Origin of the sequence: Nonomuraea sp. JJY05, from assembly GCF_043496855.1 — a bacterium.
Lineage (GTDB): Bacteria > Actinomycetota > Actinomycetes > Streptosporangiales > Streptosporangiaceae > Nonomuraea.
In genome coordinates, this window is record NZ_JBIEIS010000005.1 from 319,868 (window position 1) to 340,644 (window position 20,777).

Annotated in this window: 15 protein-coding genes; 1 reads left to right on the forward strand and 14 read right to left on the reverse strand. The window is 70.4% G+C overall.

Annotated features, from left to right (window positions below; translation table 11 throughout):
- On the forward strand, positions 1–701 hold a 701-nt coding region (locus tag ACFKCF_RS09265; protein WP_394492545.1), incomplete at its 5' end, for an ATP-binding cassette domain-containing protein.
- On the opposite strand, the gene ACFKCF_RS09270 is transcribed toward ACFKCF_RS09265, so the two are convergent.
- The 14 genes from ACFKCF_RS09270 to ACFKCF_RS09335 all read right to left on the reverse strand — a co-directional run bounded on the left by ACFKCF_RS09270 (position 692) and on the right by ACFKCF_RS09335 (position 20,517).
- Complete coding sequence (locus ACFKCF_RS09270) at positions 692–2,005, reverse strand: glycoside hydrolase family 28 protein (RefSeq protein WP_394492546.1); 1,314 nt, start codon at positions 2,003–2,005, stop codon at positions 692–694. The two genes, ACFKCF_RS09265 and ACFKCF_RS09270, sit on opposite strands and share 10 nt — an antisense overlap.
- On the reverse strand, positions 2,002–4,014 hold the full coding sequence (locus ACFKCF_RS09275) for a hypothetical protein (protein WP_394492547.1): 2,013 nt from the start codon (positions 4,012–4,014) through the stop codon (positions 2,002–2,004). The genes ACFKCF_RS09270 and ACFKCF_RS09275 overlap by 4 nt, the downstream gene beginning before the upstream one ends.
- On the reverse strand, positions 4,011–4,997 hold the full coding sequence (locus tag ACFKCF_RS09280; RefSeq protein WP_394492548.1) for a DUF5605 domain-containing protein: 987 nt from the start codon (positions 4,995–4,997) through the stop codon (positions 4,011–4,013). Before ACFKCF_RS09280 ends, ACFKCF_RS09275 begins: the two co-directional genes overlap by 4 nt.
- 11 nt (positions 4,998–5,008) lie before the next feature.
- Positions 5,009–6,397, reverse strand: coding sequence for a DUF5060 domain-containing protein (locus ACFKCF_RS09285; protein WP_394492549.1), 1,389 nt, complete (start codon positions 6,395–6,397; stop codon positions 5,009–5,011).
- Positions 6,394–7,824 (reverse strand): ABC transporter substrate-binding protein, encoded by a 1,431-nt coding sequence (locus ACFKCF_RS09290; RefSeq protein ID WP_394492550.1) that lies wholly within the window; start codon positions 7,822–7,824, stop codon positions 6,394–6,396. The genes ACFKCF_RS09285 and ACFKCF_RS09290 overlap by 4 nt, the downstream gene beginning before the upstream one ends.
- Entirely contained in the window at positions 7,821–9,002 is a 1,182-nt protein-coding gene (locus ACFKCF_RS09295; RefSeq protein ID WP_394492551.1) for an exo-alpha-sialidase, read from the reverse strand. Before ACFKCF_RS09295 ends, ACFKCF_RS09290 begins: the two co-directional genes overlap by 4 nt.
- Positions 8,999–10,039, reverse strand: coding sequence for an exo-alpha-sialidase (locus ACFKCF_RS09300; RefSeq protein WP_394492552.1), 1,041 nt, complete (start codon positions 10,037–10,039; stop codon positions 8,999–9,001). Before ACFKCF_RS09300 ends, ACFKCF_RS09295 begins: the two co-directional genes overlap by 4 nt.
- The gene (locus ACFKCF_RS09305) at positions 10,036–11,076 is read right to left on the reverse strand and encodes an ABC transporter ATP-binding protein (RefSeq protein WP_394492553.1); all 1,041 of its coding nucleotides are present in this window, start codon (positions 11,074–11,076) and stop codon (positions 10,036–10,038) included. Before ACFKCF_RS09305 ends, ACFKCF_RS09300 begins: the two co-directional genes overlap by 4 nt.
- Complete coding sequence (locus ACFKCF_RS09310; RefSeq protein ID WP_394492554.1) at positions 11,073–12,068, reverse strand: ABC transporter ATP-binding protein; 996 nt, start codon at positions 12,066–12,068, stop codon at positions 11,073–11,075. Before ACFKCF_RS09310 ends, ACFKCF_RS09305 begins: the two co-directional genes overlap by 4 nt.
- A 35-nt stretch (positions 12,069–12,103) precedes the next feature.
- Positions 12,104–13,252, reverse strand: coding sequence for an ABC transporter permease (locus ACFKCF_RS09315; RefSeq protein ID WP_394492555.1), 1,149 nt, complete (start codon positions 13,250–13,252; stop codon positions 12,104–12,106).
- A 6-nt stretch (positions 13,253–13,258) separates the two neighbouring features.
- A complete protein-coding gene (locus ACFKCF_RS09320) occupies positions 13,259–14,257 on the reverse strand; it encodes an ABC transporter permease (protein WP_394492556.1) in 999 nt (332 codons plus the stop codon).
- Positions 14,258–14,266: 9 nt separating this feature from the next.
- A complete protein-coding gene (locus ACFKCF_RS09325) occupies positions 14,267–16,249 on the reverse strand; it encodes an ABC transporter substrate-binding protein (RefSeq protein WP_394492557.1) in 1,983 nt (660 codons plus the stop codon).
- Between the two features lie 13 nt (positions 16,250–16,262).
- Positions 16,263–18,587: an Ig-like domain-containing protein gene (locus ACFKCF_RS09330; RefSeq protein ID WP_394492558.1), complete on the reverse strand. Its 2,325-nt coding sequence runs from the start codon at positions 18,585–18,587 to the stop codon at positions 16,263–16,265.
- Positions 18,588–19,494: 907 nt separating this feature from the next.
- Complete coding sequence (locus ACFKCF_RS09335; protein ID WP_394492559.1) at positions 19,495–20,517, reverse strand: sugar-binding transcriptional regulator; 1,023 nt, start codon at positions 20,515–20,517, stop codon at positions 19,495–19,497.
- Between the last annotated feature and the right edge of the window lie 260 nt (positions 20,518–20,777).

Here is a 20,777-nt window from a genome sequence, read left to right on the forward strand (position 1 = left end):
TGTCCGGAGTGGACCTGACCCTGCGCGCCGGCTCCACGGTCGCCCTGGTGGGCGGCAACGGAGCCGGCAAGACCACCCTGGTCAAGCTGCTCAGCGGCATGTACGCGCCCACGGAGGGCCACATCGCCGCCGACGGCGTACCGCTCGCCGAACTGGACCTGGAGGCCTGGCGGCAGCGGCTGACCGGCGTCTTCCAGGACTTCGTGAAGTTCCAGCTCCCGCTGCGGCAGGCGGTCGGCGCCGGCTGGCTGCCGTCGATCGACGACACCGCCGCGGTGACGCGGGCCCTGGACAGGGCCGGCGCCGCGCCCGTCGCCGAGCAGCTCCCCGACGGCATCGACACCCAGCTCGGCCGGCTCTACGCGGGTGCCGAGCTGTCGCACGGCCAGTGGCAGCGGCTGGCCCTGGCCCGCGCGCTGATGCGGCCGCACCCGCTGCTGCTGGTGCTGGACGAGCCCACCGCCGCCCTCGACCCGCAGGCCGAGCACGAGCTGTACGAGCACTTCCTGCGCCACGCGGCCACGGGGCACGGCCGGATCACGCTGCTGGTCTCGCACCGCTTCTCCACCGTCCGCAGCGCCGACCACATCATCGTCCTGGAGGAGGGCCGGGTCACCGAGCAGGGCTCCCACGAGGAGCTGATGGCACTGTCCGGCCGGTACGCCACCCTCTACAGCGCCCAGGCCGAGGCCTACTCATGAGACGCGGCGGCCACGGTGACGCCGCTGATCGACAGGCCCTCGACGTCCTGTGCCACGTCGGCCCGCAGCACCCCGGTGAACGAGCTGTCCCTGATCGTGATCTCCCGCAGCGGCTGCTCGGGGTAGCCCCGCAACAGGTACGCGCTGCGCGTCCGGTCGCTGCGCACCCCCGCGACGTTGATGTTGCGGATGAGCGGGGCCTCGTCGCCGTTGTGGCCGTCGCCGTGGTAGAGATCGATCGAGACCGCCTCCTTGGTCAGCCCGCTGATCTCGATGTCCTTGACGAAGACGTTCTCCACGAAGCCGCCGCGCACCGAGTTCGTCTTGATGTAGAGCCCGAAGTACAGGCCGGGCCCGCCCCAGCGGCAGCGGCGGACGAAGACGTTGCGGATCCCGCCGGTCGTGTCCGTGCCGATCGCGACCGAGCCGTACCGGTGACGCATGTCGCAGTCCTCGATCAGCACGTCCTCGCACGGCACCCCCACCCGCCGTCCGTCGGGGCCGCGCCCCGCCTTGATCGCGACGCAGTCGTCGCCCACGTCGAACACGCACCCGGAGATCACCACCGAGCGGCACGACTCGGGGTCGCAGCCGTCGTTGTTGGGCCCGCGCGAGTGGATCGTCACGTTCCTGACCAGGACGTTCTCGCAGCGGACCGGGTGGATCTCCCACATGGGGGAGCGCACGATGCGCACGCCCTCGACCAGCACGTTGCGGCACAGGTACGGCTGGATCAGGTTGGGCCGCAGGTAGTGGCCCGCGCCGAACACGCGCTCCTCGACGGGCACGTTCCGCGCGGCCATCCGCTGCAGCGCGGCCCAGTCGGCGGCCTCGTGCGGCGTGCCCGGCCGCCAGCCGAACTCCGGCGTGCCCACCCACGGCCACCAGTGCTCGGGCCCCGCCCCGCCGTCGAGCGTCCCGGCGCCGGTGATCGCGATGTTCTCCTGGCCGTAGGCGTAGACGAAGGGGGAGTAGTTGTAGCACTCGATGGCCGAGAAGCGGGTGTAGACGGCCGGGAGGTAGTCGGCGGGGTCGGTGCTGAACAGGATCGTCGCGCCCGCCTCCACGTGCAGGTCCACGTTGCTGAGCAGGTGGACGGCGCCGGTGGGGTAGGTGCCCGGCGGCACCCGCACGTGGCCGCCGCCCGCCCGGTGGCACGCCTCGATCGCGGCGTGGAACGCCCCCGTCCACGTGCCCCCCGAGCCGCCGAAGTCCGTGACGTCGAACCAGCGGTCGGGGAACTCCGGCGGGCGCACCCGCTCGCGCAGCTCGTCGGCGTACCGCCACGCCTCTTCCTCGTTCATGCCACCTTCCTCATGCGTAGCGCGTGGTAGAGGGGCAGCGCGATCACCCAGGACGGGTTCCACGTGTTCGCCTCGCCCTTGCGCTGCCAGTTCGTCTGGAAGAAACCCTCTCCCTGCTCGCCGGGCGTCTCGAAGCCCCAGTCGCCGGGCTCGCGGCAGATGCCCTGGCCCATGGCGTGCAGGATCGTCTCGGCCCTGGCCGCGTACCGGGGACCGCCGGTCAGCAGGCCGAACTCCATCAGCTCGGAGGTCGGGAAGAACACGTCGAGGTGGTGGTTCTGCACGCTGACCGACGGCCAGCCGCACGCCTTGAACCCGCGCCGCTCGAACGTGCTGCCCGCGTCGAACTCCGGCGACCAGACGTAGACGAACGTCAGCAGCCAGTCCGCCGCCGCCTGCGCCCACCGCGCGTAGAGGTCGCGGCCGGTGAGCCGGTAGAGCTCGAAGGCGGCCAGGAAGTAGTACATCCCGGCCTCCTTGTCCTCGCCGGAGGCGTCCAGCGTGGCGTGCGCGAACGGCCGCTCGAACGTGGCCGCGTGCAGCCGGTGGTAGCGGCCCAGCACCTCCTCGGCGCGCCGCAGCCACACCCGCTCGCCGCCCAGCCGGTACGCGCCCAGCATGGCCTGGACGCAGGCGATGCCGGCCGCGCTGACCATCGTCGAGAACGGCCGCCCGTCCGGCGTCCAGCCGATCGGGACGATGCCCTCCTGGAGCCTGGTCCGCCAGAAGAAGGCGGCGGCCTCCTCCACGGCCTGCTCCCACGCGGGCGGGACCGGCAGCCCCGCCTCCCGGAAGTGCAGCGCGATCCCGGCCAGGTCGGCGACCGTCTCGCCGTGGGCGCGGCTGGAGACGAAGTCCGCGCCGTCCTTGCGGAACATCTCCCACCTGCCGTCGTCGAGCAGGTACCGGCCGTGCCGCAGCCCCGGGACCGGCGTCCGGCTGCCCTCGACGTAGAAGTCCGCCGCCCGGCGGGTCCGCTCCGGGCGGCCGAGCAGGGCGTCGCACAACGCGAGCTTCAGGCACTGGCCGGTCCAGCCGTACAGGTACGACCGGGGCCGTCCGTGGCGGGTGCCCTCGTAGGCGAGGTAGCCGTGGCCGGTCCAGCGCGCGTCCATGGCCCCGGCCTTGAGGCGGACGATGTCCTCCCGGGCGAGCGGGCGGGCGCCGTCGTCCTCCTGGTAGAGCCGCGTGTGGACGATCTTCCTGAAGCCGTGGCCGCGCGGCTCGACCGGGCCCCAGTCGAGGGTGTGCCTGGTGGTGATCGTCTCGCCCGGGGCCAGGTTCCGGTAGCCGATCGGGGCGTCGGCCACCTCGGCCTTGCTGACGTAGCAGACGTCGGGCCTGCCGTCGAACATGATCACGCCGGTCATGGCCGCCACCGTGAGGCCCGGCGACCTGATGACGCCCAGGGAGCCGTAGGTGACCTTGCCCTCCGCGTCGCGGCGGGGGGCCGGGTGGGCGAAGAGGCTGACGTACCGGCCGGACCAGGCGGCGTTGACGGCGGGGACGGGCAGGCGGTCCAGCTCGCACACGAACCCGCCGCCCGGCTCGACGCGGGGGACCCTGCGGCGGGGGTCGGAGGAGGGGTTGCCGTTGTAGAGGACGCCGGGCACGGTGACGTTGGCGTCGGCGGTGGGGAGGGGGAGCAGGAGGCCCGCCGCCACGTCGGTCACCTCGTGCTCGCAGTCGTTGGACCAGGTGGCGGTGAGGGCGAGCAGGCCGTCGGGGGTGAAGGCCAGCTCCAATCGGGCCCCGAGCGGTCCCGTCCGCGCCGTCACCACCATGGCCTCGCCCCGGGGCGCGACGTGGACGGAGGCCGGGTGCTCGATCCGCCAGGGGCGGCCGGTGGAGGCGGTGAGCAGGCCGCGCAGCGGCGCCCGCAGGTGCGGGCCGTCCGCGTCGCGGTGGCACAGCCGCACCTCGGGGCCGCCCTCGCCGGGCACCACCTCGACGAGCTTCCCGCCCGGCTCGGCGAGGGCGGCGACGACGCCGGGCGCCGGCGCCGTCATGGGCGCCGCCTGAGGCGGACGGCCTGGGCGCCGATGGCCGGCAGCGGGACCGTCAGCGTCTCGCCCTCCTGGATCCCCAGCGAGCCGACCGTCATCTGCCACGTGTCGATCACCTCGACCTCGTACCGCCCGGCCGGCACCTCGTACACCCGCTCCGGGAACCGGTGCTCCCCGCAGTACTCCAGGTAGAACTCGCCGGGCACCTCCAGCATCGGCGCGTCCCGATCCCGGTAACGCGCCTGCGCGGGCGTCTCGGCGATGACCTCCCGCAGCAGCCCCAGCCGCGCCACGGCCGAGCCCACCAGCGTGCCGCCGGCCTCCGACCAGGTCAGCCCCTCGTCGTCGAGGTACGACTCCCCGTGCGTGACGTACCGGCGCCGCACCGACCCGTCCCACGCCTGGGCGACGACCTCCTCGGGGGTCAGGCTGTGCCATGGATCGTCCGAGTCCCCCTCGTACCCGCACATGTCCATGAGCACCGGCTTGTAGTGGTCGCGCGTCAGCACCCAGGCGTCGCGCGGGCTGCGCGCGGCCACGCTGCCGTGCGTGAACGCGCGCCGCCACAGCAGCGGCGCCCCCGCCTCGGCGGTGATCGACAGCGGGTGGTGCCCGGGATCCTCCTCGGCGACCAGATCGGCGAGACGTACCCAATCATGTTCGGAAATCTCAGGGAAAAGGGTGGCATCGGCCGCCAGCGACCACCACACGTTCGCGTGCGCGGCCAGCCGCGGCACCACCTCCGCCACCAGGCGGGCGGCCGCGTCCACGTCGCCGACGCCGTCGGAGGGGTGCAGCAGGACCAGCTCGCCCGTCACGCCGATCGCGCCCAGCTCCGCCACCCGCTCCTCCAGCGAGTCCAGCGAGCACCGGGTCGCGAACGCCGCCATCCGCACCCGGTCGAACGGCGACGACTCCAGCGTGGCCAGCGTCCGCGCCCGCCGCTTGTCGTCCTGCAGGTGCCAGCCGAGCGCGGTGGTCGCCATCGAAACCATGATCACACCCTCGTCATTCGCAGCGCCAGGTACGGCCGGCGTGGCAGCCCGACGCGCACCTGGTCCCGGTGCACCCCGTCCACCGGGGTGATCGTCATGTTCCAGGCGTCGATCAGCTCCACCTCGTAGTCCCCCGCCGGGAGCTCGACGGTCACGGAGGACGGCTGCCGCCGCCCGATATAGCGCAGGTGCACGCCGTCGCGGCGGGTCTCCATGACCTCGCGCAGGAACGCGATCCTGGGCGGGCTCTCCCCGTACAGTCCGCCGCCGTTGCCGATCCACGCCCGTTCCTGGAAGCCGGCCAGGCTCTCGCCATGCCCCACGTAGCCGCCGCGGGTCATGCCTTCCCAGAACCGGTCCACCAGCTCGGCACCGGTGACGTTGCCCCAGCGTCTGCCGATGTTCCCCTCGTAGGAGATCTCGTCGATCACCACCGGCTTGGGGCAGGCGCGCAGCCACCCGTCCGTCAGCGTGGCGTCCCAGTGCTGGATGCTCTGGTGGGTGATCCACGGCCTGGTGTTGTCGTACAGCGACGCCACCTCGTACATCCGGGTCCCGTTGTGGATGGAACGCAGGTGCTCGTACGGGTCCAGCCGCTGAATCGTGCGCAGGATGTCGTCCCAGTCGCGCACGGTCTTGGCGCGGTTGAAGTCGTACTCGTTGGCGGCCGACCACCACACGTTGCGGTAGGCGGCCAGGCGGGAGATGACGTGGCGCAGGTAGGCGTGGTCGGTCTCCCGGCCCATGTCCTCGACCCCGCGCAGGCCGCCGTCGTACGGATGGAAGAGGATCACGTCGGCCTCGACCCCAAGGTCGCGCAGGTCGCGGATCCTGGCCTCCAAGTGGCGGAAGAAGGCCGGATTGAACCGGCTCTTGTCCAGCCCGTCGGGGTCCCGCCCGGCGAACGGCACCTCGGGGGGCGCCATCTGGCCCGTCGGCAGCACGCACATGCGGAGCTTGTTGAACGGCGAGGCCGCCAGCGTCCGCAGCGTCTCGCGCTCGCGGTCCTCGTCCATGTCGTGCGTCCAGTGGTAGCAGGTCGTCCCGAACGGCAGGTACGGCGTCCCGTCGGCGTAGGCGAACCCCGTCCCCACGGCCCGCACGGGCCCGTGGTTGCCGGCGGAGGCGGGCGTCACCTCGAAGTCGCCCGCGTGCCCGTCCAGCTCGCTCACGTTGCTGACGGTCGTGAACCGCCACGGACCCACCGCGTCCGGCATGAACCGGACGCGGTAGACACCGTCGCCGTCGTAGAAGCCCTCGGCCTCCACGACGCGGTTGCGGTAGCGGTACCGGGCCGACAGGCGAACCTCCACGAAGGGGTTGCCGCCTGCCGGTCCGGCCAGCTCGATCTCGTGGACGCCCCAGCGCTCCACGGTCGCGGGAAAGGTCACCAGTCCTTCCCAGCGGCGGCCTGCGCCTTGATGTAGGCGGGGATGCCGTCCTGCTCGGTGACCGTCAGCGACTGCTCGGGTGTCATGCCGTCGCGCAGGACGTGCTGGCGGAAGACCTGCCACAGGGGCAGGTCCCAGTACTCGGTGTTCTGGTAGTTCTGCACGGTGGCGTTCTCACCCCAGTAGACGGCCGAGGTGTCGAGGCCCGCCAGCTCGGGGACGCTCTTGCCGAAGTTCGACACGACGGCGTCGGTCTGCAGCACGGCCTTGATGCCCTGCTTCGACAGCTCCGTCTGGGCCTCCTCCGACACCAGCCACTTCACGATCCGCAGCGCCTGGTCCTTGTGCGGCGCCGCCGGCGGGATGAACGCGGCCCGGCTGTTGGGCTGGTAGACCGCCTTCGAGCCCGCCTTGAGCACCGGAACCGTGGAGACGCCGATGGAGACGCTCTTCGCGTCCTCCTTGAACTGCTCCTCGTCCCCGTCCTCGATGAACAGCTCCCGGCCGGCGTACATGTTCAGCCGGGACAGCGTGTCCACCGCCATCGCCAGGTGGCCCGGCTTGGCCATGTCGCCCTTCAGGAAGTCGTTCACGGTGGTGAACTCGTTGCGCGGGATCATCAGGAACCGGTACAGGCTCTCCACCTGCTGCTTCCACCCGGCGCCGGTGATGCTCACCTTGACGTCCTCGGGCTTGGGCTCCTCGCTCGTGGCCGGCAGGAACGGGTAGAGCCCGAGCTGGTTGAACTCGAGGTACTGGTCGGGGTGTTGCATGTAGCCCTTGTAGTGGTCGAGCCCGTCGTCCCGGGTGAGCTTCTTGGCCAGCCGGTACGCCTCGTCGTACGTCTGGCCCGCCTTCGGGTACGGCACCCGGAACCTGTCGAAGATCTTCTTGTTGTAGAGCAGCACGTGCTCGTCGATGAACAGCGGCACCCCGTACACCCCGCCGTCGGAGCGCGACTTGACCAGCTCGACGGCCGCCTTGTTCAGCTTGCTCAGGTCGATGCCGGCCTGCTGCAGCGACGGCGTCAGGTCGCCGACCCAGCCCAGCGGCTCCAGGTCGCGGTCGATGCGGGTACGCGGGTCGTCGATGACGATGTCGGGCGTGACGCCGGCCTTCTTGAGGTCCTCGTAGCGGACCGGGTAGTCCCAGGTCGCGTACTTGATCTTGACGTCGGGGAACGCGGCGCGCAGCTTGTTGCCGATGACCTCGTCGAAGACCTTGCTCGCCTGCCGGTTGTCGTCGGCGGTGGCCTCGAACGGCTTGTAGTTGGCCGCGAAGACGAACAGCTCGTCGTCGCAGACGCTGAACGGCTTGTTGTACTTGTTGGGCACGTCCTTGCAGGCTGCCGCCGAGGCGTTCGCGGGAGCGGCGACGACGGTCAGAGCGAGGGCGAGCAGCGCGAGCCCGCGGGCCTTGTTGTTCATTGGGTCTCCCCGTTGGAAGGCGTGTAGCTGCACTGGCGCACGACATTCCGCCGGACGCCGTTCTTGAATTCGGTGATCGTGTGCTCGGGCCAGTTCGACAGCAGGCCCACGGCGTCACGGAGGTAGGCCTCGTTGAAGACGACGTGCCGGATGTTGTTGCGGTTGTAGGAATAGACCATGTGGATGAAGCCGTCGCGGCTCTGCGTCAGCACCGGATAGGTGAACTGCGGCCCCGACTGCGCCTCCACGTCGACGGAGTTCTCCCAGGTGCGGCCCTTGTCGGGAGACAGCGACACCCGCATGGGGGAGCGGTGCTCGACCCAGGGGTTGTAGGCCAGCACCAGCTTGCCGTTGTCCAGCTTGAGCGCGGCGATCCGCGAGTTCGGGTTGCCGATGGGCTCGGCGACGGGCGCGCTCCAGGTGCGGGCGAAGTCGGTCGACACGCTCTTGTGGATCGCGCCGTCGCCGGTGCGCATGTAGGCGACCAGCTTGCCCGGCTCCACCTCGACGACCGTCGGCTGGATCGAGCTCTTCGCCGTCTTGATCCAGCTCGTGTGCTCCTCCGGATACGCCTTCCACGAGCTCATGTCCTGGCTGAAGACGTAGAAGCCGGAGCTGGACTCCGCCTCGTCGTAGATCGGCACCAGCACCTCCCCGTTCGACATGCGGATCGGGTTGGTGCCGACCATCCACCCCCACTCCTTGCGGATGTAGGAGGGCGGGCTCCAGGTGTGGCCGCCGTCGTCCGAGGTGATCAGCCGGATCGGCGCCTGCTCCCAGCCGTGCCCCTCGATCGTCACGAAGAACAGGTAGAGGCGCTTGCCGTCCGACCACAGCACCGGGTTGCCGTCGGCCTTGCCCGGCTCGTCGAACACCGCTTCGGGCTTGGACCAGGTCTTCTTGCCCACCGCCAGGCGCGACAGGTAGAGCGCCTGGTTGGGCGCGCCCTCCGAGGTGCCGCCGTAGTAGACGGTCAGGATGTCGCCCGTCGGCGCCTGCGCGATCGCGGCAGCGTGAACCTTGGGCACGTTCGGGTCGGGGGCGGCCACGTCCTGGCGGCAGGCGTACGAGCCGGTCGGCTCCACCCGCACCACGCCGCCGCCGTCATCGGTGAGGTACGACGGGACGGCCACGGCCGCCGCCAACGCGCCGTACAAGATGCTCTGCCTGAATCTCATGGCTGGCCAATCTCCAGGTATTTGATGGTCTTCCGCAGGTAGGAGAAGGCGACGTGGAGGCGTCCGCCGCCGCCGTCGATGACGCTCGGGTAGGAGTAGCCGAGCTCGTTCTGCCAGTACTCGGGGTCGGCGTCCTGCAGCACCCGCCGGTGCGGCCAGCTGGTCCCGCCGTCCTCCGACACCGCGAGGACCAGCGGGGTGCGCAGTGCCTTCCTGCGCCGTTCCCCGTTCTTGGTCACCCATCTGAACTGGTCGCGCTCCAGGCTCGCGTCGTTGTAGACGAGCGCGAGCCGGCCATCCACCCTCGTGAGCTGGACGGAGGAGTCGTTGTTCGGCAGGTCGGTCCGTTCGGGAGCCGGCCACGTACGGCCGTCGGCGGAGGCCGAGGCGTGGATGCGGCCCGCCCTCCGGTCCCTGAACAGCGCGAGCAGCCGGCCGCCCGGCCGCCGCGCGATCGTCATCTGCACCAGGTCGCGGCTGCCCGGGACCGGGTGCTCGGCCCACGTGCGCCCGCCGTCGGCGCTGACCGCGACGACGCTGCGGTCGCCGGAGGCCCCGCAGTGGTAGGCGGGCAGCAGCCAGGTGCCGTCGTCGAGGATCAGCGGCGGGTGCCGCACGAAGATCCCGGGCTCGGCGAGCAGCACCCGGGGCCCGCTCCACGTACGTCCGGCGTCCGCCGAGGTCCTGGCCACGACGTGCGCGCTCTTCTGGTCGTACGGCTCGCTGGAGGTGTGCAGCAGCCAGAGCAGCCCGTCCACCTCGAACAGCACCGGGTTCTGCTCGCTGCGCTCCGGGTCGGCGGCGATCACCTGGGGCGGTTCCCAGCGGTCACCGGTCAGCCGCGACAGCACGACGTCCGTGCCGGGGTGGCCCTCCTCGGGGCCGCTGAACCAGGTGCACAGCAGGTCGCCGCCCCGCGTGCGCAGCAGGTTGGCGGCGTGGTTGTCCGGGCCGTGCGGCGCGGGCAGCAGCGCCTCGCGCATGCCCGGGAGATCCGCCGACGGCCGGATGATGCCGTCGAAGCGGGGGTCGTTCATGCGTTCACCTCCCGTACGTCCGGATCCGCCACGCCGCGCAGCTCCAGCTCCTCGGCCAGGTGGCAGGCCACCTGGCGGCCGCCGACCTCGCGCAGCGGTGGCGGCTCCGTACGGCAGGTGTCCCTGGCGTACACGCAGCGGGGATGGAACGGGCAGCCCGGCGGCACGTGCGCCGGGTCGGCGATGTCGCCCAGCAGCTTGATCCGTTCCCGGTGCCGCTTGGCCGCCGGGTCCGGGTCGGGCACCGCCGACAGCAGTGCCTCGGTGTACGGGTGCAGCGGCCGCGTGTACAGCTCCTCGGTGGGCCCCTGCTCGACGACCTTGCCGAGATACATGACCGCGACCACGTCCGAGACGTGCTCGACGATGCCCAGGTCGTGGCTGACGAACAGGTAGGCCAGCCCCGAGTCCGCCTGCAGGTCCATCAGCAGGTTCAGGATCTGGGCGCGGACCGACACGTCCAGCGCGCTCACGGCCTCGTCGGCCACCACCAGCCGGGGCGACAGGGCCAGCGCCCGCGCGATCCCGACCCGCTGCCGCTCGCCGCCGCTGAAGGCGTGCGGGTAGCGGTTGGCGTACTCGGGGCGCAGGCCCACCCGGTCGAGCAGCTCGCCGACGCGCTCGTCGATCTCCTCCCTGGAGCCGTACCCGTGGGCCCGCATCGGCTCGCCGATGATCTCGCGCAGGGTCTTGCGCGGGTTGAGCGAGGAGTGCGGGTCCTGGAAGATCATCCGTACCTGCGCCCGGTACGGCTTGAGCTCCTTCTCCTTCAGCCCCGCCACGTCGATGACCGAGCCGTCCGGCCGCCGGTAGAGCATGCGCCCGCCGGTCGGGTCGTGCGCCCGCACGATGCACCGGCCGAGCGTGGTCTTGCCGCAGCCGGACTCGCCGACCAGGCCGAGCGTGCTGCCCGGCTCGATGGTCAGGTCGACCTCGTCCACCGCCTTGACCGCGCCCACCTGGCGGCCCAGCAGCCCGCTGCGGATCGGGAAGTGCTTGGTCAGCCCCTCGATGCTGAGCAGGGGTTCCGTGCTCACGCTTCCTCCTCGTAGAGCAGGCAGGAGACCTCGCGGTCGGCCATGGGGACCCGGCGCGGCAGCACGACCTCGCACTTCCCGGCCACGACGGAGTCGCAGCGCGGGTGGAACGCGCAGCCGTCAGGGCGCGCGTACGGCGGGGGCACCATGCCCTTGATCGCCGTCAGCCGGGTCCGCGAGACCCGCCCGAGCCGGGGCATCGAGCGCAGCAGCGCCCGCGTGTACGGATGCCGGGGCGCGGCCAGCACCTGCTCGGCCGCCCCGTACTCCACGACCCGGCCCAGGTACATGACCGCCATGCTGTCGGCCACCTGCGCGGCCACCCCCAGGTCGTGCGTGATCAGCATGATCGCCATGCCGAAGTCCGCCTGCAGATCCCGCAGCAGCTCCAGGATCTGCGCCTGGGTGGTCACGTCCAGCGCCGTCGTGGGCTCGTCGGCGATGAGCAGGCTCGGCCGGCACGACAGCGCCATCGCGATCATCGCGCGCTGCCGCATCCCGCCGCTCAGCTCGAACGGGTAGGCGTCCACCCGGCGCTGCGGCATGGGGATGCCGACCCGGTCGAGCATCTCGATCGCGCGCTGCCGGGCGGCGGCCTTGCCGACGTTCTCGTGCAGCCGGACCGCCTCGACGATCTGGCTGCCGATCGTGTGCACCAGGCTCAGCGAGGCCATCGGCTCCTGGAACACCATCGCGATGTCCCGCCACCTGACCTGCCGCAGCAGCCTGCGGTCCGCGCCGACCAGCTCGACGGGGCCGCCCTCGCGGTGCAGCGTGATCCGGCCGCCCTCGATGTGGCCCGGCGGGTCCACCAGGCGCAGGATCGAGCGGGCCATGACGCTCTTGCCGCAGCCGGACTCGCCGACGATGGCCAGCGTCTCACCCCTGTGCACCCGCAGGTCCACGCCGTCCACCGCGCACACCACGCCGTCGTCGAGCAGGAAGTGGGTACGCAGGTCCTCGATCTCAAGCAGCACGTCGTCTGCGGCCACGCCGAACCCTCCTGTTGCTGCGCCGATGGTCGCGCTCACTGTCGCCCTCCGCGGTCACGCCAGAAGGGCTTCCTTCTCCGGGCTCGGCTCGCCGCTCCGTACGGATCGGCGGCATCGCGCAGACCGTCCCCGAAGAAGTTCATGGCGACCACGACGATCACCACCGCGACGCCCGGCGCCAGCAGCCAGGGCGCGTTCGCGACGACGCGGACGTTCTGGGCGCCCTCCAGCAGCACGCCCCAGCTCACCGCCGGCGCCTGCAGGCCGAGCCCGAGGAAGCTCAGGCTCGTCTCGCCGAGGATCATGCTCGGGATGGCCAGCGACAGCGAAGCGATGATGTGGCTGGCGAACGACGGGATCATGTGCCGGAAGATGATCGACAGGCGGCCCACGCCGTCCAGCCGGGCGGCCATGACGAAGTCCTCCTCGCGCAGCGACAGGAAGCGCCCGCGCACGTCACGCGCCAGCCCGGTCCACCCGATCAGCGACAGGATCACCGTGATGGCGAAATACCTGGTCAGTGGTCCCCAGTCGGTCGGGAGCGCGGCCGAGAGCGCCATCCAGAGCGGCAGGGTCGGGATCGCGATGAGGAACTCGATGACCCGCTGCACGGCGTTGTCCACGCCGCCCCCGAAATATCCAGATATGCCGCCTATGAGCATGCCGAGTAAGAAACTGGCCGCGACCCCCACCAGGCCGATCGACAGCGACACCCGGGCCCCGTGGATGAGCCTGGACAGCAGGTCGCGCCCGTTCTGGTCGGAGCCCACCAGGAAGACCGGCTCGCCCTTGGCGACCGGGCCGATCAGGTGGAGGTCCGACGGGATCAGGCCCAGCAGCTCGTACTCGTCGCCGTGCACGAACAGCCCGACGTCGATCCGCCTGCCGGGATCCTCGGTGTAGCGCTGCTCGTACGTCTTCGGGTCGCGCTCGGTGCGGTAGCCCTGCACGTACAGGCCGAGGTCGCCCGAGAAGCGCAGCACCTGCGGGGGCGCGTACGTCATCGACGTGTTCGCGGTCGCGCTGGACATCGGCGCGAAGAACTCCGCGAAGATCGCCACGAAATACACCGGCACCAGGATGGCCATCCCGGCCAGCGCGAGCCGGTGCCTGCGGAACTGCCGCCACATCAGCCGCCACTGCGGCAGCGTTCCCACTTCCTTGGTCGGTCGCCTGAGGAACATGTGGCGCTACTCTCTCTTGTACCGTTTGCGGATTCGCGGGTCCCACCACGCCAGCGCCAGGTCGCTCAGCACGGTTCCGATCACGGTCAGCGTGCTGAGGATCATGATGAAGCTGCCGACCAGGTACATGTCCTGGTTCATGACGCCGTTGAGCAGCAGCGGGCCGCCGGTCGGCAGGCTCATGACCACCGACACGATCGTCTCCCCGCCGATCAGGCCGGGCAGCAGCCAGCCGACCGTGCTGAAGAACGGGCTGAGCGACATCCGCACCGGGTACTTCAGCAGCAGCTTCCACTCCGGCAGGCCCTTGGCCCTGGCCGTGTGCACGTACGGGCGGTAGAGCTCGTCCAGCAGGTTCGCCCGGGTCACCCGGATCATGCCGGCGGTGCCCGACACGCCGATCACCACGATCGGCACCCAGAGGTGGCCGAGCAGGTCGAGGACCTTGCCCAGGTTCCAGGCGGCGTCCTGGAACTCGGGGGAGAACAGGCCGCCGACGCTCTGGCCGAAGAAGCGGAAGCCGACGTACATGAGGACCAGCGCCAGCATGAACTCCGGCACCGCCATGCCGATGAACCCCAGGAAGCTCGCCCCGTAGTCGCCCCACGAGTACTGCTTGACCGCGCTGTAGATGCCGATCGGGAACGCGATCGCCCAGACCATGAGCAGCGAGCTGATCGACAGCATCGCCGACAGCGCTACCCGCTCGCCGATGAGGGTGGAGACCGCCTGGTTCCAGGCAAACGATTGACCAAAATCGCCGTGCAGCAGGATCGCCGTGATCCAGCGCCAGTACTGCAGCAGGAGCGGGTCGTCGAGGCCGTACCGGTGCCTGAGGTTGGCGATCTCCGCCGGGGTGATGCCCTCGCCGCCCGCCTGCGCGTTGGCCACGAGCGTCGAGACGTAGTCGCCCGGCGGCAGGTTGATGATGACGAACGTGACGATCGAGATCGCCCAGAGCGTCACCACCACGTAGACCAGGCGGCGGCCGAAGTAGCCCAGCACGTCGGCCCCTCAGAGGGAGTACTGCTCGGGCTGGGTCGGCCCGGGGTTGGTGGGGGCGGCGGCCATCGAGTCGGGCACGTTCTTGAAGCTGTTCGACACGATGCCGTACTCGTCCGGGTAGGTGCTGATCCCGATCGCGTAGAACTGCTGCGCCGCGATCTCGACGACCTTCTTGGCGGACTCGATCGCCTTGGCGGGGTCGTACTCGGTGCGCATCGCGGTGAACGCCTCCAGCTGGTCGCGCACCTCCCTGGGCGGCTCGTCGCCGGCCTTGCCCTTGCTGCCGTACCACTGCGCCCAGCGGATGGCGTAGCGGGCGCTGCCGGAGTTGCTCGGCACGTAGTAGTGGTCGCCGCCGGTGCCCGTGATGATGTCGAAGTCGCTGCACGTGTACGCCGAGGCCTGCGGCTGGTTCGCCATCGTGCGCTCGGTGAACAGCGTGCCCGCGACCGGGTCCACCCGGAGCCCGACCCCGACCGCCTCCCAGCCCTTCTTGACGAACTCCAGCGCCTCGGTGTGGTGCGGGAAGTCGGTGCTGGCCATGACCGTGACGACCAGCGGCTTGCCGTCGGGGCCCAGGCGCTTGCCGTCGGCGTCCTTCTTGGTCAGCCCGGCCTGGTCGAGGTGCTCGTTCGCCTTCGCCGCGTCGAACTCGGTGTACTGCTTGGCGAACGCCTCGTCGTAGGCCACGTTCCGCTTGGACGGGGCGGCCTGCCACGGCTCGCCCTGGCCCGCGTACACGCCGTCGATGATCTCCTTGCGGTTGATCGCGTACGACAGCCCGATCCTGAAGTCCTTGTCCTGGAACAGCTTGCGCAGCTTGTCGTCCGCGATCGTCTGGTTGAACTGGATGATCATCGTGTTGCTGAGCCGGCTCGGCACGTCGAACAGCCGGTACTTGCCCTTGGCGGCGTTCTGGGAGATCAGCGGCTTGTTCTCCGGCGTGTTGAAGTTGCGCAGCTGCATGCCGATCTCGCCGTTCATGATCTTCAGCAGCTCGACCTCGACGTCGCCCAGCACCTCCGCCCGGTAGCGGTCGATGTAGGGGAGCTGGCGCCCCTGCTGGTCGACCTTCCAGTAGTACGGGTTGCGCTCGGCCACCAGCGCCGTGCCCTTGCCGACCGGGTTGCTCACCTTCCAGGCGTGCAGCGTGGGCTGGTCGGCGTTGTGCCACGGGTCCTGCTTGAGCATGAACAGCTGCGTCCAGTCCTCCAGCTGCTCGTCCTTGGCGAGCTTGTCGACGTCCGGGTTGTACTTCTTGTGGAACTGCTTGAGGTAGTGCTTGGGCAGCAGGAACCCGATCGGGCCGGGCCGCTCGAACGTCGCGACCGCGATCTGGAACAGGAAGCCCGCCTTCGGCTCCTTGTAGACGTAGCGGACGGTCCGCTCGTCCACCTTCTCGACCTTCACCCGCTCGGTGGTGCTGCCGTTCTCCAGGTAGAGGTCGTAGATGCCGGTGGTGTGCAGGTCGTGGTACGTGGCCACGTCCTCGAAGGCGAACATCAGGTCGTCGGCGGTGCACGGCTGGCCGTCCGACCACTTGAGGCCCTCGCGGAGGCGGAAGACGTACTCCCGGCCGTCGTTCCTGACCTCGAACTCCGCCACGTTGGCCACGATGTCGTCGGGGCCCTTCTGGCCGTTCGTGCCGGGCTTGAGCCTGACGAGCGGCTCGTACCCGAGGGTGTTGGTCAGCCAGTCGATGTCGTCCTCGCCGACGATGGCCGAGGCCCAGGTGCCGCCGTACGTGCCCGGCTCCTTCAGCGGCGTGACGACGAGCGGGTTCTTCGGCAGGCGCTGCTCCAGCGGGGGCAGCTTGCCGCTCTTGACCAGCTGCGCGAGCGCCGGGGACTCCTTGGCGGACATGTCGGCGGCCTGGGCGGCGCCGCCCGTGTCGGGGCTGGTGTCGAAGAAGCTGCAGCCGGAGGCGGTCGTCAGCAGGAGGAGACCGCCGCCGCGGAGGAGGTTCCTCCTCGTCAACGGGTGCTGGGTCATGGGGTGCTCCGTTCTAACGATTGACCTTCACCAGGCTGAAGGTCGCCGTGGTGTAGGGGTGTACGCCGTTCGCCTCCTGGTTGCCGTCCACGGCCAGGCCGACGTAGAACCGGCTGGTTCGCATGACGACGCGCTCGTAGCCGATGCGCGTCCAGTTCAGCGAGTTGTCCGAGAGGAAGGCCTCGAACTCGTTGTCGCCGCCCGTCGGCAGGCTCCGGCAGACCAGGCGCAGCCAGTACGGCTTCTTCGACAGCGGATCCTCGCTGAGGGCCGGGTAGACGCCGACGCTGGGCTCCTTGCCGGTCGAGGCCACCCTGATGGCCTTGGCGCGCATGCCGCCGCCCACGTCGCCGTTCGCCGCGTACGCGATGCCGGCCATCATGAACGGCGAGTTCGGCGCGAGGTCCTGGCGCACCATGATCCCGGCCACGGCCTCGACGTGCGCCGCGCTCACGCTGTCGACCCGCGCGGTGATCTCGATGACCTCGCCGCGCCTGCTGAACCCGACCGGCTGGTAGGCGAAGTGGAAGGAGTCGTTCCAGCCCGCGATCTTCCCCGATCCCTTGAGAGTGAACACGTCGTCCTTGAGCGCCGTGCTGCCCGGGATCGGCACCCTGCCGACGTCCTGGACCTTCCACCCCGTGTGCGTCCTGGTGCGGGTGACGTGGATCGGCACGAGTGAGGAGGTGGTGGCGGTCCCCGTGCTGTCGGTGGCCCTGGCCGTGAGGCAGTGGTCGCCGTCGGTGGCGTCCGCCCAGGTCGCCTGGTACGGCGCCGCCGTGGCTTCGCCGATCTTCTCGTCACCGTGGAAGAACTCGACCTTGGCGATGGACGCGCCGTCCAAGGCCTTGGCGGCGGCCTGGACGACGACGGACTGCTTGTCCTGCGCCGCCGCGAACACCTGGTCGACCTTGGGGGAGGTGATCGCCACCTCGGGGTTGCGGGCCCCGGACCGCTGGATGGAGTTCAGGTAGCGCTCCAGGTTGGTGTACCCGCTGCCGTCCACGGCCTTGGCGTCCTCGGCGTTCTCCGGGTTCAGCCCCTGGGCGGTCTCCCACTCGTCCGGCATGCCGTCGTGGTCGCTGTCGGCCGGAGCGGGCACCTCGGCCGGCAACGGCAGCCAGCCGCCCACGTCCTTCTGCGAGTTGATGTGCCGCCCGGCGCCGGTGCGCACCTCGTTGACCAGCCGCGCGTCGATGGCGTCCCGCCGCGGCAGGATGGCCCCGGCCTGCTCCAGCAGGGTCGCGAACGCCTGCTGCGGCGTCTGCTCGGTGATCCCGTTCTCGAACTCCACCGGCTTCGGCAGCAACGTGATCCCGCCGATCGGGTACGTGATGCCCTTGGTGTTGTCGGCCGTGATGTCCGGGTGGCCCTCCACCTCGTTGCCGCTGACGTGCCACTGCCCGAACCGGCCGGGCGCCACGATCTCCCTGGCGATCGCGGGCAGCGTGTTGGGGCCCGGCTTGTAGTAGTTCCCGACCATGTTGACGCCGTTCGACCACTCGCCGCCGTAGCAGGACGTGATCCCGTGGTTGTAGATCACGTTGTTGCGGTGGTCCACCACCATGGACATGCCCTCGGTGAAGCTGAAGCGGGGGTTGCGGGCGTTCTGGTGGACGAGCAGGTTGTGGTGGTACGTGACGTTGTCGCCGCCCCATAAGCCGCCCATGCCGTGGCGGCCCTTCGGGTGCACCGAGTTCGTCAGGCCCTCGGAGATGATGCACCACTGGACGGTCACGTTCGTGACGCCGTACACGGAGAAGCACTCGTCCACGCCCCAGCTGAAGGAGCAGTGGTCGATGATGACGTCCTTGACGCCTCGGGCGCCGAAGGTGTCGATGGGGGTGCCGAGCTCGTCGCCGCCCCGGAACCGCAGGTAGCGGACGATGACGTTGTTGCCGCGGATCTTCGTCTCGTTGCCGGTGACGCAGATGCCGTGACCCGGGGCGGTCTGGCCGGCGATGGTGAGGTTGGAGCCGGTGATGTCGAGCCCGCCCTTGAGCTTGATGTTGCCGGACACCCTGAAGACGACCGTCCCGTCGGACTTCGCCACGGCCTCCCGCAGCGACCCCGGCCCGGAGTCGTCGAGCGACGTCACCTCATAGACCGCGCCGCCACGACCGCCGGTGGTGTACTTCCCGGCCCCTTCGGCCCCGGGGAAGGCGGGCACCTTCGCCGCGCCCCCGGCGCTCGGACTCGGGCTCCGGCTCGGCTCCGGGGCGGCCGCCTGCGCCGCTCCGGCCCATGCCACGGCGGGGGTGACCAATGCGGCCGAGCGTACGAAATTGCGACGACTTAATTCTGATTGCTGAAGGTCGAAGCCGTCGGCCTCGGTCATGGGAAACGCTCTCTTTCCGCCCGAATAGGCAGGGCTGTGCCACCATTCGGCACGACTCCGGACCACGCTGTCGGTAGGTGAGAATTTTTATTCAGCCATGAATGGAGTGGATTCATCACATCGTGAACGACACCGTTGTGACTGTCAAGAGCGCTTTCCAACCCAGCCAGGACCCGGCGTCAACTCCCCCCACCCACCCGAACCCGCCCACCCCCCTCACACCGACCTCCAGCCGCCCCACCCTCCGCCACCCAAGCCCGCCACCCTCCGCCACCCAAGCCCGCCGCCCTCCGCCACGCGGGATCGCCGCCCTCCGCCACGCGGGATTGCCGCTCCCTCGCCCCGCAAGCTCGGCGACCTTCGCCACCCAAGACGGACAGCCTCCGGCACGTGGGATCGCCCCACCCCGCAAGCCCGGCGACGCTCTCGGCACGCAAGATCGCCGCCAGCCCTGCAAGCCCGGCGACCCCCGCCACACGAGCTCGACGCCCTCCGTCCACGCTGGATCGCCGCCCGCCACCGCATGATCCCGGCGACCTCCGCAACCAAGCCTGGCGATCCCCGCCACCCAAGACGACGCCTCCGGTACCCAAGACGACGGCCTTCGGCACCCAAGACGACGGCCTCCGGCACCCAAGACGACGGCCTCCGGCACCCAAGACGACGGCCTCCGGCACGCGAGCACGGCTCAGCGCACGGTGCAAGGCGTCCAGCCGCCGCGCCCTCCGGTGCCCCTGCTCTCACCGGCCCTCAGCCCTTATCGGACCTCGGCACTCATCGGCCCCGCTGCCCCCGCCCGGCTCGGCCCTCAGTTCGGCCCTCAGTTCGGCCCTCGGCTAGGCCGCCCTCGACGAGGCAGCCCCAGCGAGGCAGGCCCAGCGACGCAGCCCCTAACACCAGGTGAAAGTCAGTCCTTCAGGAGCTGCTCGGCCACACCCACATCCGTGATGAGAGTGTTCACCCAACCCCCACGAAGCGCCGCCCGAACGGCCGCCGTCTTCCGCCGACCCCCCGCGATGGCGATCCGCCGTGGCACCCGGAGCAGGTCAGCGGCCGAGATGCCAAGGATGCGCTCCTCGAGCGGCGAGGGGATCAGCCGTCCCTCGGCGTCGAAGAAGCGCAGGCACACGTCCCCCACCGCCCCCATCTCCCGCAGCGCCTCGAAGTCCTCCTCCGAGATGGCGTTGCCGCTGTCACGCAGCAGCGGCGACGGATCCAGGCTCCCGATCCCCACCAGCACTGTGGTCAGCCGCGACCACGCATCCACGACCTGCCGTACGACATGATCGTCCGAAAGCGCCTGCCGGGCGGCCGCGGATCCGACCAGGCCGGGCGCGGGCAGGAAGACGGGCTCGGCGCCCGTGAGGTCGGCCAGATGGGCGGCCAGGCGGGTGGCCTGGACCTGCGCGGACCCCTTGCCCACCCCGCCGATGAGCTGGACGACCTCCTCCGCCACCTGCACGGGGCGGCGCTGCATGGCCTCCACCGTGGCCAGCAGGCTGGCGCTCCAGGACGAGATGCCCAGATGCTCGCCGCCGATCAGGGTGGCGTCCAGGTACGTGGCGCCGGCCGAGCCCAGCGCGGCCACCACGTCGTGGTTGTCGCCGGTGGCGTCCACGACGATGATCTGCTCCACGCCGTACTTGCGCTCGAGATCCTCCTCCAGTAACGCGTGCACGCCGCTGGGCACCACGACCACCGTGCGTACGATGCCGATCTCCGCGGCCTCCTTGAGCAGCCGCGACACCCGCGGCTGCGAGATGCGCAGCTGCGCCGCGATCTGCGGCTGGCGCACCCCGTGCTCGTGGTAGAGGCGGGCGACCCGCACCAGGAGCCGCATACGCTCCGACTCCTGGCCGAGCCGGCGACCGCTGAACCTCATGGGCTCGCCGCCGGAGCGGCCCTTCTCGAACTGACTGTCAGCTCCCACGATCGCTGGCCTCCGCTTCGGCTCCGCCGCTCCTGCTGGTCCGGTGGCGAGCCCGGGCCACTGCCGAGTGCCATTCTCCTAGCCCGCGGCGACGCTCGCACCACGATGGCCCGGGTACGTGGCACAGCCCACCACCCGACACCCGGCACAGCGCCCACCGGCACAGCACCCAGCGGGACCGCGCCCGCCGGCACAGCACCCGCCGGGACCGCGCCCACCGGCACAGCAACCGCCGGCACAGCACCCGCCGGGACCGCATC